This is a genomic window from Ornithinibacillus halophilus (assembly GCF_900129485.1).
Classification (GTDB): domain Bacteria; phylum Bacillota; class Bacilli; order Bacillales; family Amphibacillaceae; genus Ornithinibacillus; species Ornithinibacillus halophilus.
This window is the reverse complement of the sequence record NZ_FQVW01000012.1, coordinates 15616-34363: the sequence shown is the minus strand read 5'-3', so window position 1 is coordinate 34363 and position 18748 is coordinate 15616. Positions and strand designations below refer to the sequence as shown.

The 18748-nt window shown below is 38.2% G+C and carries 21 protein-coding genes; 19 read left to right on the top strand and 2 right to left on the bottom strand.

Features of this window, described 5'->3' with window-relative positions; genetic code table 11:
* Window positions 1-6 precede the first annotated feature (6 nt).
* Window positions 7-204, top strand: coding sequence for a hypothetical protein (locus BUB12_RS07115; protein ID WP_072889498.1), 198 nt, complete (start codon window positions 7-9; stop codon window positions 202-204).
* A 57-nt stretch (window positions 205-261) separates the two neighbouring features.
* On the opposite strand, the gene BUB12_RS07110 is transcribed toward BUB12_RS07115, so the two are convergent.
* Window positions 262-1251 (bottom strand): NAD(P)/FAD-dependent oxidoreductase, encoded by a 990-nt coding sequence (locus BUB12_RS07110; protein WP_072889496.1) that lies wholly within the window; start codon window positions 1249-1251, stop codon window positions 262-264.
* A 396-nt stretch (window positions 1252-1647) separates the two neighbouring features.
* On the opposite strand from BUB12_RS07110, the gene BUB12_RS07105 reads away from it, so the two are divergent.
* Window positions 1648-2070, top strand: a complete 423-nt coding sequence (locus BUB12_RS07105; RefSeq protein WP_072889494.1) for a PaaI family thioesterase — start codon at window positions 1648-1650, stop codon at window positions 2068-2070.
* Between the two features lie 31 nt (window positions 2071-2101).
* Window positions 2102-2629, top strand: a complete 528-nt coding sequence (locus BUB12_RS07100; RefSeq protein ID WP_072889492.1) for a gamma carbonic anhydrase family protein — start codon at window positions 2102-2104, stop codon at window positions 2627-2629.
* Between the two features lie 63 nt (window positions 2630-2692).
* Here the strand turns inward: BUB12_RS07100 and paaX are convergent, their stop codons facing one another.
* Complete coding sequence (paaX, locus tag BUB12_RS07095; protein ID WP_072889490.1) at window positions 2693-3538, bottom strand: phenylacetic acid degradation operon negative regulatory protein PaaX; 846 nt, start codon at window positions 3536-3538, stop codon at window positions 2693-2695.
* Between the two features lie 358 nt (window positions 3539-3896).
* Between paaX and paaA the strand changes: the two genes are divergently transcribed.
* The 16 genes from paaA to BUB12_RS07015 all read left to right on the top strand — a co-directional run bounded on the left by paaA (window position 3897) and on the right by BUB12_RS07015 (window position 18614).
* Window positions 3897-4808, top strand: a complete 912-nt coding sequence (paaA, locus tag BUB12_RS07090) for a 1,2-phenylacetyl-CoA epoxidase subunit PaaA (protein WP_234982606.1) — start codon at window positions 3897-3899, stop codon at window positions 4806-4808.
* Window positions 4809-4824: 16 nt separating this feature from the next.
* Window positions 4825-5178 carry a 1,2-phenylacetyl-CoA epoxidase subunit PaaB gene (gene paaB / locus BUB12_RS07085; protein WP_072889489.1) on the top strand — a complete coding sequence of 118 codons (354 nt, stop codon included), beginning with the start codon at window positions 4825-4827 and terminating at the stop codon, window positions 5176-5178.
* The gene (paaC, locus tag BUB12_RS07080) at window positions 5175-5987 is read left to right on the top strand and encodes a 1,2-phenylacetyl-CoA epoxidase subunit PaaC (protein WP_072889487.1); all 813 of its coding nucleotides are present in this window, start codon (window positions 5175-5177) and stop codon (window positions 5985-5987) included. The genes paaB and paaC overlap by 4 nt, the downstream gene beginning before the upstream one ends.
* A 70-nt stretch (window positions 5988-6057) precedes the next feature.
* Window positions 6058-6558 carry a 1,2-phenylacetyl-CoA epoxidase subunit PaaD gene (gene paaD, locus BUB12_RS07075; RefSeq protein WP_072889571.1) on the top strand — a complete coding sequence of 167 codons (501 nt, stop codon included), beginning with the start codon at window positions 6058-6060 and terminating at the stop codon, window positions 6556-6558.
* A gap of 20 nt (window positions 6559-6578) precedes the next feature.
* A complete protein-coding gene (locus BUB12_RS07070) occupies window positions 6579-6884 on the top strand; it encodes an EthD family reductase (RefSeq protein WP_072889486.1) in 306 nt (101 codons plus the stop codon).
* Entirely contained in the window at window positions 6877-7650 is a 774-nt protein-coding gene (locus tag BUB12_RS07065) for an enoyl-CoA hydratase/isomerase family protein (RefSeq protein WP_072889484.1), read from the top strand. The genes BUB12_RS07070 and BUB12_RS07065 overlap by 8 nt, the downstream gene beginning before the upstream one ends.
* A gap of 4 nt (window positions 7651-7654) precedes the next feature.
* On the top strand, window positions 7655-8431 hold the full coding sequence (locus BUB12_RS07060) for an enoyl-CoA hydratase-related protein (RefSeq protein ID WP_072889482.1): 777 nt from the start codon (window positions 7655-7657) through the stop codon (window positions 8429-8431).
* Between the two features lie 12 nt (window positions 8432-8443).
* Window positions 8444-9967, top strand: a complete 1524-nt coding sequence (locus tag BUB12_RS07055) for an aldehyde dehydrogenase family protein (RefSeq protein ID WP_072889481.1) — start codon at window positions 8444-8446, stop codon at window positions 9965-9967.
* 21 nt (window positions 9968-9988) lie between these two features.
* Window positions 9989-10864, top strand: coding sequence for a 3-hydroxyacyl-CoA dehydrogenase (locus tag BUB12_RS07050; RefSeq protein WP_072889479.1), 876 nt, complete (start codon window positions 9989-9991; stop codon window positions 10862-10864).
* On the top strand, window positions 10861-12063 hold the full coding sequence (locus BUB12_RS07045; protein ID WP_072889477.1) for an acetyl-CoA C-acyltransferase: 1203 nt from the start codon (window positions 10861-10863) through the stop codon (window positions 12061-12063). Before BUB12_RS07050 ends, BUB12_RS07045 begins: the two co-directional genes overlap by 4 nt.
* Before the next feature lie 28 nt (window positions 12064-12091).
* Window positions 12092-12868, top strand: a complete 777-nt coding sequence (locus BUB12_RS07040; protein ID WP_072889475.1) for an enoyl-CoA hydratase-related protein — start codon at window positions 12092-12094, stop codon at window positions 12866-12868.
* Window positions 12869-12901: 33 nt separating this feature from the next.
* Window positions 12902-13867, top strand: a complete 966-nt coding sequence (locus BUB12_RS07035; RefSeq protein ID WP_072889473.1) for an NAD(P)H-dependent flavin oxidoreductase — start codon at window positions 12902-12904, stop codon at window positions 13865-13867.
* A gap of 366 nt (window positions 13868-14233) precedes the next feature.
* Complete coding sequence (locus BUB12_RS07030; RefSeq protein WP_072889569.1) at window positions 14234-15322, top strand: Leu/Phe/Val dehydrogenase; 1089 nt, start codon at window positions 14234-14236, stop codon at window positions 15320-15322.
* Window positions 15323-15346: 24 nt separating this feature from the next.
* Window positions 15347-16399: a pyruvate dehydrogenase (acetyl-transferring) E1 component subunit alpha gene (gene pdhA, locus BUB12_RS07025; protein WP_072889471.1), complete on the top strand. Its 1053-nt coding sequence runs from the start codon at window positions 15347-15349 to the stop codon at window positions 16397-16399.
* Window positions 16400-16403: 4 nt separating this feature from the next.
* Window positions 16404-17411, top strand: a complete 1008-nt coding sequence (locus tag BUB12_RS07020) for an alpha-ketoacid dehydrogenase subunit beta (RefSeq protein ID WP_072889469.1) — start codon at window positions 16404-16406, stop codon at window positions 17409-17411.
* Window positions 17412-17612: 201 nt separating this feature from the next.
* Window positions 17613-18614 carry an ABC transporter substrate-binding protein gene (locus tag BUB12_RS07015; RefSeq protein WP_072889467.1) on the top strand — a complete coding sequence of 334 codons (1002 nt, stop codon included), beginning with the start codon at window positions 17613-17615 and terminating at the stop codon, window positions 18612-18614.
* Window positions 18615-18748: the final 134 nt, after the last annotated feature.

Below are 18748 nucleotides of genomic sequence, written 5' to 3'. Positions count from 1 at the left end.
GGTTTCATGATTTTGAATCAGAAAGAGTTTGATGAGTTTTTATTTGAATCCTTTAAGGATGGAAGAAGTATTCGAGAATTAAGACTGACAGAAGACGAAGCCAATTACTTAAAATGGAAGATTCCAAAGGCAAAGTTTAAAAAGCTGCGTGAATGTGAAAAAGCATCTACTAAAAATTGGTATGAAGTAAATACTAGACCATAAATTTACAAGGGAGCCTTAGATAATAAGGGCTCCCTTTTCTTAAGAAATAAGTGCAGATTACTCCATTAAGTGTGTGCTGTGCGCACTAATTTTAGCTTTTGGATCCATGTATTTTTTTGCATGGTTAACGGCAATAGTAGCTTCACCAAATCCTGTAGCTATTAATTTTGGTTTTCCTTCGTAATTACATATGTCCCCTGCCGCATAGATACCTGGAATATTTGTCTCCATTTGCATATTAACATTAACAGCATTTTTACTTGTTTCAAGTCCCCAAGACTTTATTGGGCCAATGTTCGTGATAAAGCCAAAATTAACAATGACATCATCAATAGTTATTATTTCTTCATGATTCCCTTTAACCTCTTTTATTATAACCTGTTCAATTAAGCCACCATTTCCCTGAAGTTCTTCTATTTCATAAGGAGTATGAATAGCGACATTAGATTGCTCTAAAAGAGTAAGACTGTGTTCATGTGCTCGAAACTGATTTCTTCGATGGATGAGTGTTACTTCTTTGGCTAATGGTTCTAAAGCTAGCGCCCAATCTACAGCAGAATCTCCTCCACCACATAATAAAACACGACGATCTTTGAAATAATCTAGATCCTGCACAAAATAATGTAATGTTTTATCTTCAAATTCGCTGGCGTTATCTAGTTTTAATTTTCTAGGTTGAAATGCTCCAGCTCCTGCAGTAATGATGATGGTCTTTGTGTAATGGGTAGAGGTTGTAGTAGATAGTTGTAAGGTTCCACCTTCTAGTTGATGGACTTCTTTAACAGATTCGTTTAAACAGATTGTAGGTGTGAAGGTCTTAGCTTGTTCGTGTAATTGTGAGACAAGGTCCTTTGCTTTAACCTTAGGAAATCCACCAACATCATATATATATTTATCTGGATATAGTGCAGCTAATTGTCCACCAACTTCAGGCATACTATCAATTACTTTAACAGATGCTTCTCTCATACCAGCATAAAAAGCGGTGAAAAGTCCAACGGGACCTGCGCCAATTATCGTGATATCAAAAACTTCTCCTTTGGTCATTCCGTTCACTCCTAATCTAGTTATTTATATAACGAATTAACGACGGCTTAAGTGATTTAGTTATATAAAGAATACGAAATGTATAATAGTGTGTCAATATAAAAAAATACTTCAACTAAGATCTAAAAACCAACACAGATTTAAAATGGAAAAAACTGTAACCTTTCTCCTACATTTGTAGACAAGTAAACCTCAAAATCAACTAATTTCGACTAAATTATGCATAAATTTCACCTTATATAGACTACAAAATTCAAATTATATTGGTATTTCATATATTTTCAATAACATTGACATCTTAATATTTTGACTATACTATTGTTAATAACGAAAATTAAACGTAATTAATAAATATGTTATAAATGTACAAGAAATTACTAGTAAAGGACTGGTTACATGGTAAAAAAATATAAAATTAGTGATCTTCAAAAAGTGGTGACAAAGGAAAAAGAGCCACCACCATGTGATGACACGATGCAAATAACCGTTCAACATAATGTAGACGGAATAGCAGAAGGTGTTTGGGAAGTTGATGAAAAGTTTATAAACGGTATGGGAATTGCAATGGGAGGTTTTCTTTCTTCGGCTGCAGATATAATGATGGCATATGCAATATCCTCTAAGCTAACAGACGAGCAGGAGTTTGCTTCTATTGATTTACATACTACGTTTCACCGACCAACAATGGTAGGAGAAGTAAGGGTGGTTGCAAAGGTTGAAAAGATGGGGAGGAAGTTGGCTTACTTAGTTGCTGATTTAGAACAAAATGGCAAGAAGGTTGCTAGCTGTGTCTCATCTGTACTAATTATTGCTAAATAAATTACGTAATTATAGGGAGGAATTAGATAACATGATTTATCGGTATAAGAGTCATATTCCTAAAATTGATGATAGTGCATTTATAGCAGATGGAGCAAAGGTTATTGGTGATGTTGAAATTGGTGCTAAATCTAGTATTTGGTTTAATGTTGTTCTTCGTGGGGATGAAGGGCCAATTCGAATAGGAAATCGATGCAATATTCAAGAGAATACGATGTGTCATCTGTATGAAAAATACCCTTTAACATTAGAAGATGAGGTTTCGGTTGGGCATAATGCAATTATTCATGGATGCACTCTTAGAAAAGGTGTGTTAGTAGGGATGGGGGCAACTGTATTAGATGGAGCAGAAATTGGGGAGTATTCCATTATTGGCGCGAACAGCTTGGTTACTTCTGGTAAAAAGATTCCACCACGATCCCTTGTTTTAGGATCTCCTGGTAAAGTTGTTAAAACACTAACGGATGATGACCTTAGTTTAATTGAAGAAACGATACGTACATACGTAAATAAAGGTCAGGAGTTCAAGCAAAAGGAAATATTTGAGAGAATTAAATGAGAAGAGCCAGGAAGTATCCCGACTCTTCTTCTCTATTTATAGAATATGAGGAAAATATCAATCTCATTTTGTAGTAGATAGTTCACCTTGTTCAAAAACTGTTTCAAAAAAGGCAGTAGCAGGTTTATTTAACATGTTATAGTAGTCCGAGAACAAGGAAGCAGCAGAATCCCCTAACCATTTTTCTGGTAATAATTCTTTTGGTAAGTTTGGATCAACAAATAAGAATTTCCTGTATTGATGTACAAGCATTGCACATTTTACAAAACAGTCCCCGTCGGTTAACTCACCTTTGCTAAGTTTATTTTTATCAATAACATATTTCTGACTATACTCTTGAATGAATTCTTGGTAGCGATTATTAACCTCATCTAAGTTCCAACATTTGCTAACCAAATCAACTTCTTTCCCCATTCCTTCATAAGTCGATGAGAAGAAAGAAACATAAGGTGCGATATCGTATTTTTCAATTAAATTTTGAACTTGTTCTTCTAATGGATTTGGGGTGATCCAACAGCTATTGGACAATAAGCCAAACCCACTCCATACTAATTCTTTTCTTAATTCATCTCGAAGGTGCCGTTTCTCTTCAGGAATGGTGTAAACAAGAATTCTCCAATTTCCATCCCATATTGGTGAATCAATTTTATAAATTCTCTTAGAAGCCTCTTCCATACGTGCCTTCCCGCGTTCAGTTAAAGAGTAATAGCTTTTGTTTCCTCTTTTTTCTGATTGAACCCAACCTTGTTTATACATACGTGATATGGCTGCTCGGACGGATTGCTCATTGTGACCAAATTCTTGCAGCAGACGGATTAGGCTACCTATCCATATCACATTACCGTAGTGCCTAATATAATCTCCAAATAAAGTAAAAATCATTGATCGAGTATTAAATTGCTTTTCCATAGACGTCCCTTTCTCTCCGTTTAATAACGAATTTTCTTTCCGTTGATGAAATTTAGTATACTATATTGCTAGTATTATTTCACTTGATTATAGAAAATACTGCTTAAAATCAGAATTTATACATATATTTATTACATATAATGCACGTAACAATGTAAAAATGTAATACAGTTGGTGGTCATATAGAACGAAAATTTGTTAGAAAATTCTTTTATCTATTGAATAATATATAACATATTGTTATTATAACGTTAAATAAACGTAATAGGAGGTATGTATCTTGTATAACTATGTGGAGGATGGAGATTCCAAAACAACGGCTTATGTAGAAGGAGATCAAGATAAATACGAACAGTTTATGGCACGAATTGAAGCAGGCGAAAAGATTGAGGCGGATGATTGGATGCCTGATGAATATAGACAATCACTAATAAAGTTGATCTCGATGCATGGTATTAGTGAAATAATGGGGGCACTACCCGAGAAAGAATGGGTTCCTAAAGCACCGACATTAAAAAGGAAATTAGGAATCATGGCAAAGGTACAAGATGAAATGGGACATGGACAACTGCTATTACGTGTAGCAGAAGATTTAATGAAACCATATGAAAGAACGAGAGAAGATCTAATGGACGATCTATTAAACGGAGAGTTAAAGTTTCATAATGTTTTTCATATGCCAACGAAAACATGGGCGGATGCTGGATTAGTAGGATGGCTAGTTGATGGGGCAGCGATTATTTCACAAACAAATATGTTAGATGCTTCCTATGGTCCATATCAGCGGGCACTACAGCGTATCTGCCAGGAAGAAGTTTTCCATGCTCAACATGGGGAAGCGATTATTATGGCCTTAGCAGAAGGAACGGAACATCAAAGGGAGATTTTACAAGAAGCATTGAATCGCTGGTGGCCAGCGTTATTAATGTTTTTTGGACCTGCTTCTAAGGAGACGACAGGGTCTTCTAAGCAAGATGTGATGATTAAATACAAGATACGAAAAAGTACGAATGAAGAACTCCGACAGGCATTTTTGGATAAATATTTACCACGAGTATTTTCTTTAGGTTTAACTGTACCAGATAAAACAGTTCATTATGATAAAGCAGAAGAAAAATGGATTTATCAGCAACCTGATTGGGATGAGTTTAAACAAATTATTCGTAATAAAGGTCCGCGCTCCAAAGAACGTCTTCGTTTACGGGAAATTGCATATGAAAACAATCGCTGGGTTCGACAAGCATTAGCACCAGAAACTGTTGAAGTGTAAAGATAGGGGGATGAAGATGGCAGAGGAACGAGATTTTTACCAAGTTTATGAGGTGTTCTCTAGACGAGGAAAAAAAGCACCAATGCAGCATCAATTCAGTCTGTTGGCACCGAATCAAGAAATGGCCTTAATGATGGCACAAGAAAATTTTATGCGCCGTGAAGATGTCATTGACGTCTGGGTTGTGAAGCAAAGCGATATGAGAAAAATGACGAGTGAAGAACGGCAGCGATGGACAAAACGATTGGATAATAAGCAATATCGTACAACGAAAGGATACGGATACTTACGTCAAAAGTGGAAAGAGAAAGAACAAGGCATGCTAGATGAGAAAGAAATCTTGTCTTGGAAAGAGGTGAAGAAGAAGTGATTGAATCAGCAGAGCAGGCTAAAAAGAATTCGGTGTACTTAAATGCTCTAAAGGAACTTCTTTATCAATTGGCAGATGATGACTTCATTATTTCTTTTCGAGGTTCAGAATGGTTAGGGTTAGCTCCTCACATTGAAGAAGATGTTGCTTTTTCATCCATTACCCAGAATACAATGGGGCATGCTGCAATGTATTACCATTTGTTAGAAGATCTAGGTGAGGGGGAAGCAGACGCCATTGCACATGACCGGAAACCTGAAGACAGAAGAAATGGTATTTATTTGGAAAAGCGAAATGGAGAAGGGACCTACCTTGAGGAACCCTACTACGATTGGGCGTTAGCGGTTGTCAGAAATTATTTCTATGAGTCTTTCAAAAAAGTAAAATTGGAAGCGATTGCAGAAAGTTGTTCATACAAACCACTTGTTCAAATTGTAAATAAAGTTTTGATGGAACAGACGTATCACTTAGCACATTGGAAATTATGGGTGAGTCAATTACAACAGGCACCTAAAGATGCTAAGGAGAGAATTGAAAATAGAGTAGAAGAAGCTTGGGATGAGTTTGGAGATGTTTTACAACTAGGAAAATATGCCAATGAAATGGTGGAGCAACAACTGATGATTAGTGAAGACAAATTGAAAGAAATGTGGACAAAGGAGATTAGTAGTGTTCTAGTAAGCTATCCTGAGAAACCTTTAGGTAATAAATATGGAAGTGGTAGAGAAGGAGATCATACAGCAGACTTAGATCAAGCTATAAAAACATTTTCCGAAGTTTATTTTAGTGATAAGGAAGCTGTTTGGTAACGCCATTTTATGGAACTGATTTCTAAAAACGTCTCTATCAGAATAGGCATGTATGGAGGAGTTGATGAATATGAACGTGGATAAAAAGGTGAATGAGATACGTGCCGTTCTAAAAACTGTAGACGATCCGGAACTTCCAGCGGTAAGTGTCTTAGATTTAGGCATGGTTAATGACGTGCAAATTGAGAATCAACACGTATATGTGAAGATGGTTCCTACTTTTGCTGGTTGTCCAGCATTAGATCTCATTGAACGGGATGTAAAGCTTGCTGTGGAAGAAGTAGAATGGGTTGAAAATTGTGATGTTCGGTTTACTTTTGATGTGCCGTGGTCAACGGATGCCATAACAGAAAATGGAAAAGAACAGTTAAAGAAACATGGTATCTCACCCCCACCAGAGGATTACCATCCAGGAGACGAATGGACGGTAAACTGTCCATATTGTAATTCAGACTATACATCAATGGAAAACGTATTCGGCCCGACAGCTTGTAGAAGTATTTTATATTGCAGCGCATGCAGAAATCCGTTTGAAGCAATGAAACCTGTTGTTAGTGTAACAAAATCATAATATAAAAGGAGATTGATAGAATGGTAAAATTAATCGCTTTATACAAGCAACCGGAAGATCAGGAAAAGTTTGATGAGCATTATTTCAATACCCATGCACCATTAACTAGAAAAATACCTGGTTTACGAGATATGAAAGTGACAAAAGTTGTCGGTTCACCAATGGGAAAAAGTGAGTATTACCTTTTGTGTGAGATGTTTTATGATGACCATGAATCATTGCAAAAAGCAATGAAAACAGATGAAGGAAAAGCTTCAGGTAAAGATGTCATGCAATTTGCAGGAGATATAGTAACGCTCATGATTGGTGAGGAAATCAATGAGTAAAACGTTTATTCATGTTTTGGTAGAAAACGAGGTTGGTATTATCCAACTCAATCGTCCCAAAGCATTGAATGCATTAAATCGAAAAATGGTTGATGAAATTGTGGAACAAATGGAGGCATTTGATGCAGATAACTCCATACGGGTAATTGTTTTGAAGGGGAATGAGAGGGCATTTGCAGCTGGTGCTGATATTGAAGAAATGATGGAAGAAACGCCATTAACTTTAGAGGTGCTAGATCCATTTGCAGTGTGGGATCGTCTTTCCTTGATTAAAAAACCGACCATTGCAGCCGTTAATGGATTTGCCCTAGGTGGAGGCTTCGAACTTGCATTGCATTGCGATTTGATCATAGCTGCAAGGGATGCAAAATTTGGGTTCCCTGAGGTTAAGCTAGGTGTTCTGCCTGGAGCAGGTGGAACACAGTTTTTAACAAAAGCTATGGGGAGAAGGAAAGCATTAGAGTGGATTTGGCTAGGTGAATCAATGACAGCTCAAGAGGCTGAAAAGTATGGAGTAGTGAATCGAGTCGTGGAAGCAGAATTAGTCGAAGAAGAGGCAATGAGATTGGCTACTAGATTGGCGAAGCAAGCGCCTATTTCCCTTCGTTTAATCAAAGAGTCAGTTTATAAAGCAGAGGATTTACCGATTGTGGATGGCAAAATGCTGGAACGGAAAAATTTTTACCTTGCTTTTGCCTCGGAGGACCAAACTGAAGGAATGCGAGCATTTAAAGAGAAGCGGCCTCCTACTTTTAAAGGAGAGTGATTTATTGGACTTTCAAACAATTGATTATGAGTTGATAGATCAAGTGGCAACCATTACATTAAATCGCCCTTCGGCTTATAACGCAATGACAGAAACGATGAACAAAGAAATTATAAAAGCATTGAAGGTAGCAACTAAGGATGACTCGGTGAGGTGTATTGTTCTAACGGGAAGTGGAAAAGCTTTTTGCTCTGGTCAGGACTTAGGTGATATAGAGAAGGATACAAATCATGCAGAATTTTTACGTGAGCGTTACCATCCTATGGTTAGAGCAATCAATCAAACTCCTAAACCGATAGTCGCTGCGATTAATGGTACAGCAGCAGGAGCTGGGATGAGTTTGGCGTTGGCAGCTGATTTTAGGTTAATGAAAAAGGGTGCAAAGCTAGTAAGTGCCTTTATGAATATTGGGTTAGTACCTGATTCTGGCTTCTTATACATACTTCCTAGATTAGTAGGATATGCAAAGGCAATGGAAATATCCGTACTCGGTAAACCAGTAAGTGCAGAAGTGGCGAAAGAAATTGGACTTGTTACGGAGCTAATCGAAGAGAAGGAATGGCAAGAAGGAGTGAACCAGTTTACTCGGAAACTAGCCAACATGCCAACAAAGGCGTTTGCTTTAGTTAAGAAAAATATGATGAGTGGACTCAATCAAGACGTGGATGTATTTCTTGAGTATGAGGCTCAAGCCCAACGGATTGCAGGAATGTCAAACGATCATCTAGAAGGAATTCAAGCATTTGAGGAAAAACGAAAACCTAGATTTATAGGAAAATAGAGGAGGATCATTATGGCAGACACAATTGCAAAAGAAACGATTACTGAAGTTGGAGCAATGAAACGCAGTCATTATGCAATGATTATCAATGGGGAACGTGTGGAAGGTAGTGCAGGGCAAGTATTTGATACTTATAATCCAGCAAAGGGTGAGAAGTTAGCAACGGTTGCAAAGGCTAATGAAGAAGATGCAGAAAAGGCCGTTCAAGCAGCGAGGAATGCATTTGATTATGGGAAATGGAGAAAGTACCCCGTTGGTAAACGTGCCAGGGTGTTGAATAATATTGCAGCCATTATGAGAGCGCGATTTAAGGAGTTAGTTGAAATTGAAGTGCTTAATAGTGGAAAATCGGTTGGTGCTGCTCAAGTACAAATCAATCAATCGATTGAGGATTTCGAGTTTTATGCTGGGGCAATAGTTGGCCACCGTGGAGATGTCAATAATATGCCGTATGGATTCTTTAACTATACACATAAGGAACCTGTTGGTGTTTGTGCGCAAATCATTCCATGGAATTATCCGATGATGATGGCTGCATGGAAAATTGCACCTGCAATTGCTGCTGGATGCTCGGTTGTTGTAAAACCAGCAAGTCTTACTCCGATTACAGCGATTATTTTAAATGAAATTTGTCATGAAGCAGGAGTACCAGAAGGAGTAGTAAATACAGTTCCTGGTTCTGGTGAAGTTGTTGGAGATTATTTAGTTCAACATAAAGATGTGAATAAAGTTGCTTTTACTGGTTCAACACCAACTGGTAGAGACATCATGGAAAAAGCTTCTGGAACATTAAAGCGTCTAACGTTAGAGCTAGGTGGGAAATCACCAAGTATTGTGTTTGAAGATGCTGACTTAGAAGCAGCTGTGGCAGGCTCGATTTTTGGAATCTTCTTTAACACAGGCCAGTCATGTGAAGCGCGTTCAAGATTGTTTGTTCATGAAGCAATTTATGATGAATTTATGGAGCAGTTCGTTGCAAGAACAAAGAAATTGAAACTAGGAGATCCATTTGATAAAGGAACCCATGTTGGATCCATTATTAGTCGTGATCAATTAGAGACCATTCATAGTTATGTTCAATCAGCCATTGATGATGGGGCTACAGTGTTGACTGGTGGAAAAGAAATGAAAATCGAAGGGTTTGAAAATGGCCATTGGTATGAACCAACCATTATTACGGATGTTACCCCTGATATGAAAGCGGTTCGTGAAGAAATTTTTGGACCAGTAGTTGTCGTTGAGAAATTTACGGATGAAAAAGAGGTTGTTAAACGTGCGAATGATACCGAGTATGGTTTAGGTTCAGCAATTTGGACGACAAATCAAGCACGTGCTACCCGTGTAGCTCACCAAATCCAAGCTGGAATAGTGATGGTGAACAGTCCATTTTCTGCATTCCCAGGAACTCCATTTGGAGGGTATAAGCAGTCTGGATTTGGAAGAGAATTATCCGTGGAAACGCTAGATTTATATATGGAAGATAAAAGTGTGTTGGCATATTACGGAAATAAACCATTGAATCCTTTTGGTGTTTAAGAAGAACGTAGGAGGCGGAACATGACAGTTACCAATATTGCTGTCGTGGGAGCAGGTGTAATGGGGCGAGGCATTGCCTATGTCTCGGCCCTTGCTGGTTTTCACACGACATTAGTAGATGTATCAAAAGAACAATTAGATGATGCATACCGATTTGCTGAACTTACAGCAGAAAAAGGCATTAAACGTGGGAAGCTAACAGAAGAACAGTCTATTCAGCTTCTTACCCAATTACATACTTCGCTTGACTTAGAAGACATCGCAAAAAATGCAGACTTAATCATTGAAGCCGTCCCTGAAAAACAAGTGTTAAAACAACAGGTGTTAGAAGTAGCTGATCAATTTTCTCCACAACATGCAATTATAGCTTCTAACACATCAACGATTAGTCCGACAGAATTAGGTTCTTATACAAATCGTCCTGAACAGGTTGTAGTCATGCATTTCTTTAATCCTGTCCATCGTATGAAACTCATCGAAATTGTAAAGGGATTGGAAACTGGGGACGAAACCGTTCGTGTAATTGAGGAAGTAGCTAAGACAATGGGGAAAGAAACCGTACAAGTGAATGAATTTCCAGGTTTTGTAACTAGTCGAATTAGTGCACTAGTTGGAAATGAAGCGTTTCACATGTTACAAGAGGGCGTTGCGAGTGCAGAAGACATTGATAAAGCAATTAAACTGGGGCTTAACTATCCTATGGGGCCGTTAGAATTGGGTGATTTAGTGGGATTAGATGCGAGGTTAAATAATTTGCGCTATTTACACGAAACATTAGGAGATAAGTTCCGGCCAGCACCGTTATTAGAACAATATGTGAAAGCAGGTCGACTAGGTAGGAAATCTGGTAGAGGCGTTTATGACTATAATGAAAGTGGCGAGAAGGTGACGAAATGAGAGAAGTTGTCATAGTTGATGCCGTTCGTACTCCTATTGGAAGATATAAAGGTGCATTAAAAAGTATTCGACCGGATGATTTAGCTGCCATTGTTATCGAAGCATTACTAAAACGGAACGAAAACTTACCACCTGAGGAAATTGAAGAAGTTGTTTTAGGAAATGCCAATCAAGCAGGGGAAGATAATCGAAATGTAGCAAGGATGTCTGCTTTATTAGCGGGTTTACCTGTAACTGTAAGTGGTACAACAATCAACCGGTTATGTGGGTCAGGTTTAGATGCGGTGATGTATGCAGCAAGAGCTATTGCTGTTGGTGAAGGGGATATTTTTATTGCAGGTGGCACAGAGAGCATGACACGTGCACCTTATGTGATGCCAAAGCCGGAAAAAGATTTCCCACGAGGTAATATGGAAATGTATGATACGACAATTGGCTGGCGCTTTATTAATAAAAAGTTAGAGGGCATGTATGGAACAGATTCTATGCCACAGACGGCTGAGAATGTAGCAGAGATGTACGGGATTAGTCGAATAGAACAAGATCAGTTCGCATTGGAAAGTCAACATCGAGCGAAACAAGCGGTAGCATCTAACCGTTTTTCGGAGGAATTGGTTCCTGTCATCTATCATGATAGGAAAGGAAAAAAAAGCGTTGTCGATCATGATGAACATCCACGACCAGAAACGACGATAGAAAAACTAGGGAAATTAAGACCGCTATTTGAAGAAGGAACAATTACTGCAGGTAATGCCTCTGGTGTAAATGATGGAGCATCGGCACTCCTTATTATGAGTAAAGAAAAAGCAGAGAAATTAGGATTGAAGCCATTGGTAAAATATGTTGTTGGAGCAACAGCAGGTCTAGAACCCCGCGTTATGGGACTTGGACCAATACATGCCACCCAAAAGGCGGTAGCACGAGCAGGCTTAACCATGGATCATATCGGATTAGTGGAATTGAATGAAGCATTTGCCTCTCAATCCTTGGCCTGCATGCGACAATTAGAACTTGATCACTCAAAGGTAAATGTAAACGGTGGTGCAATTGCTTTTGGACATCCATTAGGTGCTAGTGGAGCTAGAATTTTAACTACTCTTATCCATGAAATGAAAAAGCGCGATACAAAATATGGTCTGGCAACAATGTGTGTAGGAGTTGGTCAAGGGATTTCAGCTATTGTAGAGAATGTTGACTAAAGGAAGTACTAAATAGGAGGCGTATCATTTGAGTAAGGTAATTTATACGAAAGACCAACATATTGCCTATATTACAATCAACCGTGAAGAAGTATTAAATTGTTTTGACTACGATACTCTTCAACAGTTGCATAATATTACTGCTCAGATTCATCTTGACCCAGAAGTGAAAGCTGTCATTATAACAGGCTCTGGGGATAAGGCATTTAGTGCAGGTGCTGATTTAAAAGAAAGAAAGACATTAACAGAGGTTGAAGTAAGGCGAAATGTAAAAGCAATTCGTGATGTGTTTAATTGTGTTTCACAATTACCTCAGCCGACCATTGCCGCTATTAATGGATATGCCTTAGGTGGTGGATTTGAACTCATGCTTGCCTGTGATTTTGCGATTGCTGCTAAGGGCGTGAAAATGGGACTAACAGAAACTAGTTGGGGAATTGTTCCAGGTGCAGGTGGTACTCAAAGATTACCAAGATTAATAGGTGATATGAGAGCAAAAGAACTTATCTTTACTGCAAAAAGAATCACTGCTGAAGAAGCGTTAGAATTAGGGATTCTTTTAGAAGTTGTAACTAAAGAAGAATTAATGAGGTCTGGCCAAAATTTAGCTGAAAGGATCATGGCTAATGCTCCAGTTGCAATTAAACAGGCAAAGTATGCGATAGATCAAGGGATGAATACAGATTTACAAACAGGGTTAGAAATTGAATCGAAGGCATATGAGCTTACAATTCCAACTGAGGATCGAATGGAAGCATTACAGGCCTTTAATGAAAAAAGAAAACCAGTTTTTAAAGGACGCTAAATGATCAACTACCCCCATAAAGGAGGATCTATTATGAATAATATATGTGATATGCTACAAATCAACTATCCAATTATACAAGGTGGAATGGGGAATATTAGTAATGCGCCGTTAGCTGCAGCTGTCTCAGAAGCAGGTGGATTAGGAACGATTGGCTGTGGAACGATGTCACCTGAAGAAGTAGAGGAGATAATTCTTTCTACTAAAAGGTTAACAGACAAACCTTTTGCCATCAATATTGCCATTACAGTTACTGAGTATACAGAAGAACTCATAACCCTTGCGATTAAGCATAATGTACCTGTAGTCTCTCTATCTGCAGGGAATCCAGCTCCTTATATCCCACTTCTTCATGAACATCAAATTAAAGTTATAGCCATCGTAGCTGCAGTTAAGCATGCTATGAAAGCAGAAGCAGCCGGTGCAGATATACTCGTTGCGGAAGGATTTGAAGCAGCGGGGATAAATTCAAATTTAGAATTAACGACCTTTACCTTAATACCTCAGATTGTTCAGCAAGTAAATATCCCAGTTCTAGCTGCTGGTGGTATTGGGGATGGCAAGGGTCTTGCAGCGGCAATGATGCTAGGAGCAAGTGGAGTACAAATGGGAACTAGATTAATAGCAACAAAAGAAGCACCATTTCATGATTCATATAAGCAACACTTACTGGAGGCAAATGGTACGGATGCGATGATTATTGGAAGATCTCTAGGGAGAATACGGAGAGTGTTAAGAACGGAATATGCCAATAAGATTCATGATCTCGAACAAAAAGGAATTTCGTTAGAGGAATATTCAAAGCTCACTTCAGAAGAACATCATATAAAAGGTGCTTTAAAGGGTGATTTGGATGATGGTTTTCTTAATAGTGGTCAGGTTGCAGGTTTGATACAGTCAATCCCTTCTGTTAGAGAGCTATTTCAGGGGATGATGGAAGAAGCTAATGAACAGGTTAGTAATATAGGGAAGCAAATGAAAAGCTACAATATAATTTAAAGAGTTTTCAAAAAATAATTGACTAGAACTATCACGTGATGATAAAATAACGTGTAAATAACGTCATATACACTCTTGAATGTAAGCGCTTTACATTTATACTAATCTATTAAACCAGCCACTCTTTATTCGTTTAACACTATTGTCATCATGGTTAACTTAACTTAACTTTGCATTAAGCAGTTACGACCAAACAATCCATTCATATAACCAACCACTCGAATAGAAGTACCCTAACATTATTTATAAAACACAATAGAAGATATAAATAACGGAAATTTAATCCTTGCAACACGGTTAGGAGGATTTTCTTTGGAATTAGTTAAAGGAGTTTCAGTGGGAAATGATTTTTCTCTACTGGAAAAGATGTCCGAACACGAACAGGTTGTATTTTGTAATGATCCCCATAGTGGATTAAGGGCGATTATTGCTATACATAATACCACTCTAGGGCCAGCACTTGGGGGATGTCGAATGCAACCTTATCGTAATATTGATGAAGCACTTGAGGATGTGCTCCGTTTATCAAAAGGGATGACCTATAAATGTGCAGCTGCCGATGTTGACTTTGGTGGTGGGAAAGCAGTGATTATCGGAGATCCAAAAAGAGATAAATCACCAGAGTTATTTCGAGCCTTTGGTCAATTCGTTGATTCCCTTAATGGGCGCTTTTTTACTGGGACGGACATGGGAACAACGATGGACGATTTTATTCATTCGATGAAGGAAACGAGAAATATTGTTGGAGTCCCTGAAGCATATGGTGGAGGCGGAGATTCTTCTATACCAACAGCACAAGGTGTCATTTATGGAATTCAAGCAACGAACCAAATGCTATTCAACACTACTAAATTACGTGGAGTAACATACGCTATTCAAGGATTAGGTAAAGTTGGATACCGAGTGGCAGAGCGATTACTAGAAGATGGTGCTGACATCTACGTAACGGATATTAGCAATGAAAAATTACAATCGATTAAGAATCAAGCTGAAACGACAAAAGGAAATGTAACGATTGTAAAAGAAGAGGAGATTTATTCTCAGGATGTAGATATATTTGTGCCATGTGCAATTGGTGGAGTTATTAATGATAAAACTATACAGAAATTAAAAGTAAAAGCGATAATAGGATCTGCCAATAATCAACTGGAATCGGAGGCACATGGTAAACAGCTAACAGAAAAAGGGATTTTGTATGCGCCAGATTACATTGTCAATGCTGGTGGTCTGATTCAAGTAGCTGATGAATTATACGGTTCCAATAAAGATCGGGTGTTAGCGAAAACTAAAGAGATTTATAACATCATTCTAGAAATCTATCAGCAGGCTGAAATAAATCAAATTACAACGAATGAGGCAGCAAATCAAATTTGTGAAAACATTATTCAAGAGAAAGCTAGACGGAACAGTTTTTATAGTCGTTCAGTAAGACCAAAATGGGATATTCCTAATTAACTTACTAGAATCGGAGGTTATTCAATGACAGGGCATTTTCCTATGAGGCAGATTATAGATGATCATGGTAATTTGTTGGATGAATCTTATAAAAAGGATCTAAATGAAGAATTGGTTCATAGACTTTATTTTCATATGTATCGTATTCGTACGTTCGATTTGAAGGCAAAAAGTTTACAAAGACAGGGCCGAATAGGTACATATCCACCGTTCGAAGGGCAAGAAGCAGCACAAGTAGGTAGTGCACTTGCACTCGGGGATGACGATTGGATGTTTCCGACTTATCGAGACCATGGCGCGATGCTTACATTCGGTGCTAACATGATGCGAACCTTTTTGTATTGGAATGGTAGAGTAGAAGGTTGTGTTCCACCAGAAGGGAAGAAAATATTCCCTGCAGCAGTACCAATTGCAACTCAACTTCCACATGCAGCTGGTGCGGCCTGGGCTGAAAAGAAAAAGGGAACTAAAAATATATCCATTGCTTATTTTGGGGATGGTGCCACTTCGGAAGGTGATTTTCATGAAGGAATGAACTTTGCGAGTGTGTTCCAGACTCCTACCATATTCTTTAATCAAAATAATCAATATGCCATCTCTGTTCCAATTGATAGACAGATGAATTCAGAAACAATTGCACAAAAATCAGTTTCATACGGTATTCCTGGTGTTCGTATAGATGGAAATGACTGCTTTGTCGTTTATTTAGAAACAAAAAAGGCGATTGAACGTGCGAGAAATGGTGGAGGCCCAACTTTAATTGAGGCAGTTACTTGGAGAACAGGAGCCCATACAACGGCAGATGATCCGACGAAATATCGGAATAAAGAGCAAGGTGCTGATGTAGTCGATCCTATTGTTCGATTAGAACGTTTTATGAAAAATAATGGGTATTGGGATGAAAAGAAGACGAATTCAATTCATGAAGAACTAAAGGTTGAAGTTGAGCAAGCAGTAGAGGCAATGGAAAGCTATCCAAAGGCAAATGTTGAAGATTTATTTGATCATGTCTATGCAAACCCTCCAGAACAATTATTAAGACAAAAAGAATTGTATATGGAACAACTGAGGAGGTAATGAAATGGTGATAAGCACTAAAAATTTAACGGAAACGAAATCAATGACGGTTATACAAGCAATCAATGATGGAATGAGGGTGATGCTTGAAGCGGATAACACAACACTTGTATTAGGAGAAGATGTTGGGAAAAATGGTGGCGTTTTTCGTGCAACAGATGGACTTCAAGAACGTTTTGGGGATGACAGGGTTATTGATACACCATTATCTGAATCTGGAATTGTTGGGACATCGGTAGGTCTTGCAGTTAATGGATTCAAACCGATTGCTGAAATGCAGTTTATGGGATTTATTTATCCAGCATATGACCAGATAATGACACATGTTTCAAGAATCCGTATGCGAACGATGGGGCATTTTTCAGTTCCAATGGTCATTAGAGCCCCGTATGGTGCTGGAGTTCGTGCGCCAGAAATTCATTCCGATAGCGCGGAAGCACTATTTACGCATATGCCAGGGCTTAAGGTAGTGTGCCCATCAAGTCCATTTGATGCGAAAGGACTGTTAATTGCATCAGTAAAGGACCCTGATCCTGTATTATTCATGGAGCCGATGAGAAATTACCGTGCTTCTAGGGAAGAGGTTCCTGTTGATTCCTATTCAGTCGAGATAGGAAAAGGCAAGTTAGTAAAAGAAGGGAATGATGTATCAATAATCACTTGGGGAGCAATGGTTCCTGTCGTGGAAAATGCCGTTCAGCAAATAGAAAATAATGGTGTTTCTTGTGAAATTATAGATTTGCGTACATTGTATCCATTGGACCAAGATATTATTGCTCAATCAGTGGAGAAGACTCAAAGAGCTGTCGTTGTACATGAGGCTCAAGGAACAGGTGGGTTCGGCAATGATGTTGTAACTAGTATTAATGATACTTCATTCTTGTATTTGAAAGCACCTGTTGAAAGAGTCACTGGTTTTGATATTCCAGTTCCATTTTCAGCTTTGGAGGACCATTATCTACCAACTCCGAAAAGAGTACAGGAGGCAGTTGAGAAGGCTATGAATTTCTAGAAGGTAGCTAAGTCAGGATTGAAAAAAGGCTTAGGTATGTTGGACTTAAAATTATTTTAAAAATTTTATGATTGAAACAACAAGTGATTAAGCGTTTACATAAATTTAAAATTTTTAGAATAGCTTGACTACCTTTGCCGGTGTGTTATAATTTGTAAAATATTTCATCAATTAATAATAATGAATAAGGGGGAATACGTAATGAAGAAGTGGCTTCAGTTAACCGTTTTAGCATTAATTAGTATTTTAGTTTTGGCTGCATGTGGATCAGATGACACAAATGATAATTCAGAAGGTAATGATGGTGGCGAGAAGTATGTAGTCGGTGCTTCCCAAATTGTGGAACACCCATCTCTAGATAATGCTTATGAAGGATTTAAAGCAGCAATTGAAGAGGCTGGATTAAATGTTGATTTTAAATTTGAAAGTGCACAAAATGACCAAAATAATGTGAAACCAATTTCAGATGGATTTGTTGCAGATGGGGTTGACTTAATTTTTGCTAACTCAACACCTAGTGCTTTAGGTGCGTTAGAAGCTACGGATGAGATTCCTATCTTATTCACATCTGTTACAGATGCTGTAGATGCTAAACTTGTAGAATCAATGGACCAACCTGGAGAAAATATTACCGGTGTTCTTGATTTACATCCAGACGCTATTAATGAAACAGTGAATTTTATCGAAACGTATTTTGAAGGAGCAACAGTAGGATTAGTTTATAATGCTGGAGAACCAAACTCGGTTAGCCAAATTGAGGCTGTTAAGGAAGCTACAGAAGGAACTAGTTTAAGTCTAAAAGAAGCTACTGTAGCAAATGGTGCAGAGGTACAACAAGCTACACAATCTCTAGTATCTGATGTAGATGTATTTTATATCATTACTGATAATACAGTTGTAGAAGCGTTAGATAGTGTAATTGCTGTGGCAAATGATCAAGATATTCCACTAGTTGTGGGTGAGCCTGATTCTGTAGCTAAAGGTGGATTTGCTACTTTCGGAATTGACTACTATACCATTGGATATCGTACAGGTGAAATGGCCGTTGAGATTCTAACAGGAGAGAAAACAACTAGTGATATTCCTGTTGAGTATCCACCTTCTATCCAACTATTTATTAATAAAGATGCTGCTGAAGCTCAAAATGTAGAGTGGAATGCTGACTGGGATGATGATGCACAATTTATCGAACCTGCAGAATAAGAATTAAATTGGTATTGATAGGTCATTATTGAAGCAGGCTTAGGCCTGCTTCTCTACTCTAAAATGGTAATGGACGCAGGTAGGGGAAACATAATACTTTTACTAACAAGGGAAAACACATAAAAATACGTGCG

What these genes read in the sequence shown, in the direction of transcription:
- paaB (WP_072889489.1), top strand. Translation starts at nt 4,825, where the DNA reads ATGGCAGAGGAACGAGATTTTTACCAAGTTTATGAGGTGTTCTCTAGA.
- BUB12_RS07020 (WP_072889469.1), top strand. Translation starts at nt 16,404, where the DNA reads ATGGTGATAAGCACTAAAAATTTAACGGAAACGAAATCAATGACGGTT.
- BUB12_RS07065 (WP_072889484.1), top strand. Translation starts at nt 6,877, where the DNA reads ATGAGTAAAACGTTTATTCATGTTTTGGTAGAAAACGAGGTTGGTATT.
- BUB12_RS07030 (WP_072889569.1), top strand. Translation starts at nt 14,234, where the DNA reads ATGTCCGAACACGAACAGGTTGTATTTTGTAATGATCCCCATAGTGGA.
- paaX (WP_072889490.1), bottom strand. Translation starts at nt 3,538, where the DNA reads ATGGAAAAGCAATTTAATACTCGATCAATGATTTTTACTTTATTTGGA.
- BUB12_RS07105 (WP_072889494.1), top strand. Translation starts at nt 1,648, where the DNA reads ATGGTAAAAAAATATAAAATTAGTGATCTTCAAAAAGTGGTGACAAAG.
- BUB12_RS07100 (WP_072889492.1), top strand. Translation starts at nt 2,102, where the DNA reads ATGATTTATCGGTATAAGAGTCATATTCCTAAAATTGATGATAGTGCA.
- paaD (WP_072889571.1), top strand. Translation starts at nt 6,058, where the DNA reads ATGAACGTGGATAAAAAGGTGAATGAGATACGTGCCGTTCTAAAAACT.
- BUB12_RS07050 (WP_072889479.1), top strand. Translation starts at nt 9,989, where the DNA reads ATGACAGTTACCAATATTGCTGTCGTGGGAGCAGGTGTAATGGGGCGA.
- BUB12_RS07110 (WP_072889496.1), bottom strand. Translation starts at nt 1,251, where the DNA reads ATGACCAAAGGAGAAGTTTTTGATATCACGATAATTGGCGCAGGTCCC.
- BUB12_RS07070 (WP_072889486.1), top strand. Translation starts at nt 6,579, where the DNA reads ATGGTAAAATTAATCGCTTTATACAAGCAACCGGAAGATCAGGAAAAG.
- BUB12_RS07115 (WP_072889498.1), top strand. Translation starts at nt 7, where the DNA reads ATGATTTTGAATCAGAAAGAGTTTGATGAGTTTTTATTTGAATCCTTT.
- BUB12_RS07055 (WP_072889481.1), top strand. Translation starts at nt 8,444, where the DNA reads ATGGCAGACACAATTGCAAAAGAAACGATTACTGAAGTTGGAGCAATG.
- BUB12_RS07015 (WP_072889467.1), top strand. Translation starts at nt 17,613, where the DNA reads ATGAAGAAGTGGCTTCAGTTAACCGTTTTAGCATTAATTAGTATTTTA.
- BUB12_RS07045 (WP_072889477.1), top strand. Translation starts at nt 10,861, where the DNA reads ATGAGAGAAGTTGTCATAGTTGATGCCGTTCGTACTCCTATTGGAAGA.
- paaA (WP_234982606.1), top strand. Translation starts at nt 3,897, where the DNA reads ATGGCACGAATTGAAGCAGGCGAAAAGATTGAGGCGGATGATTGGATG.
- BUB12_RS07035 (WP_072889473.1), top strand. Translation starts at nt 12,902, where the DNA reads ATGAATAATATATGTGATATGCTACAAATCAACTATCCAATTATACAA.
- pdhA (WP_072889471.1), top strand. Translation starts at nt 15,347, where the DNA reads ATGACAGGGCATTTTCCTATGAGGCAGATTATAGATGATCATGGTAAT.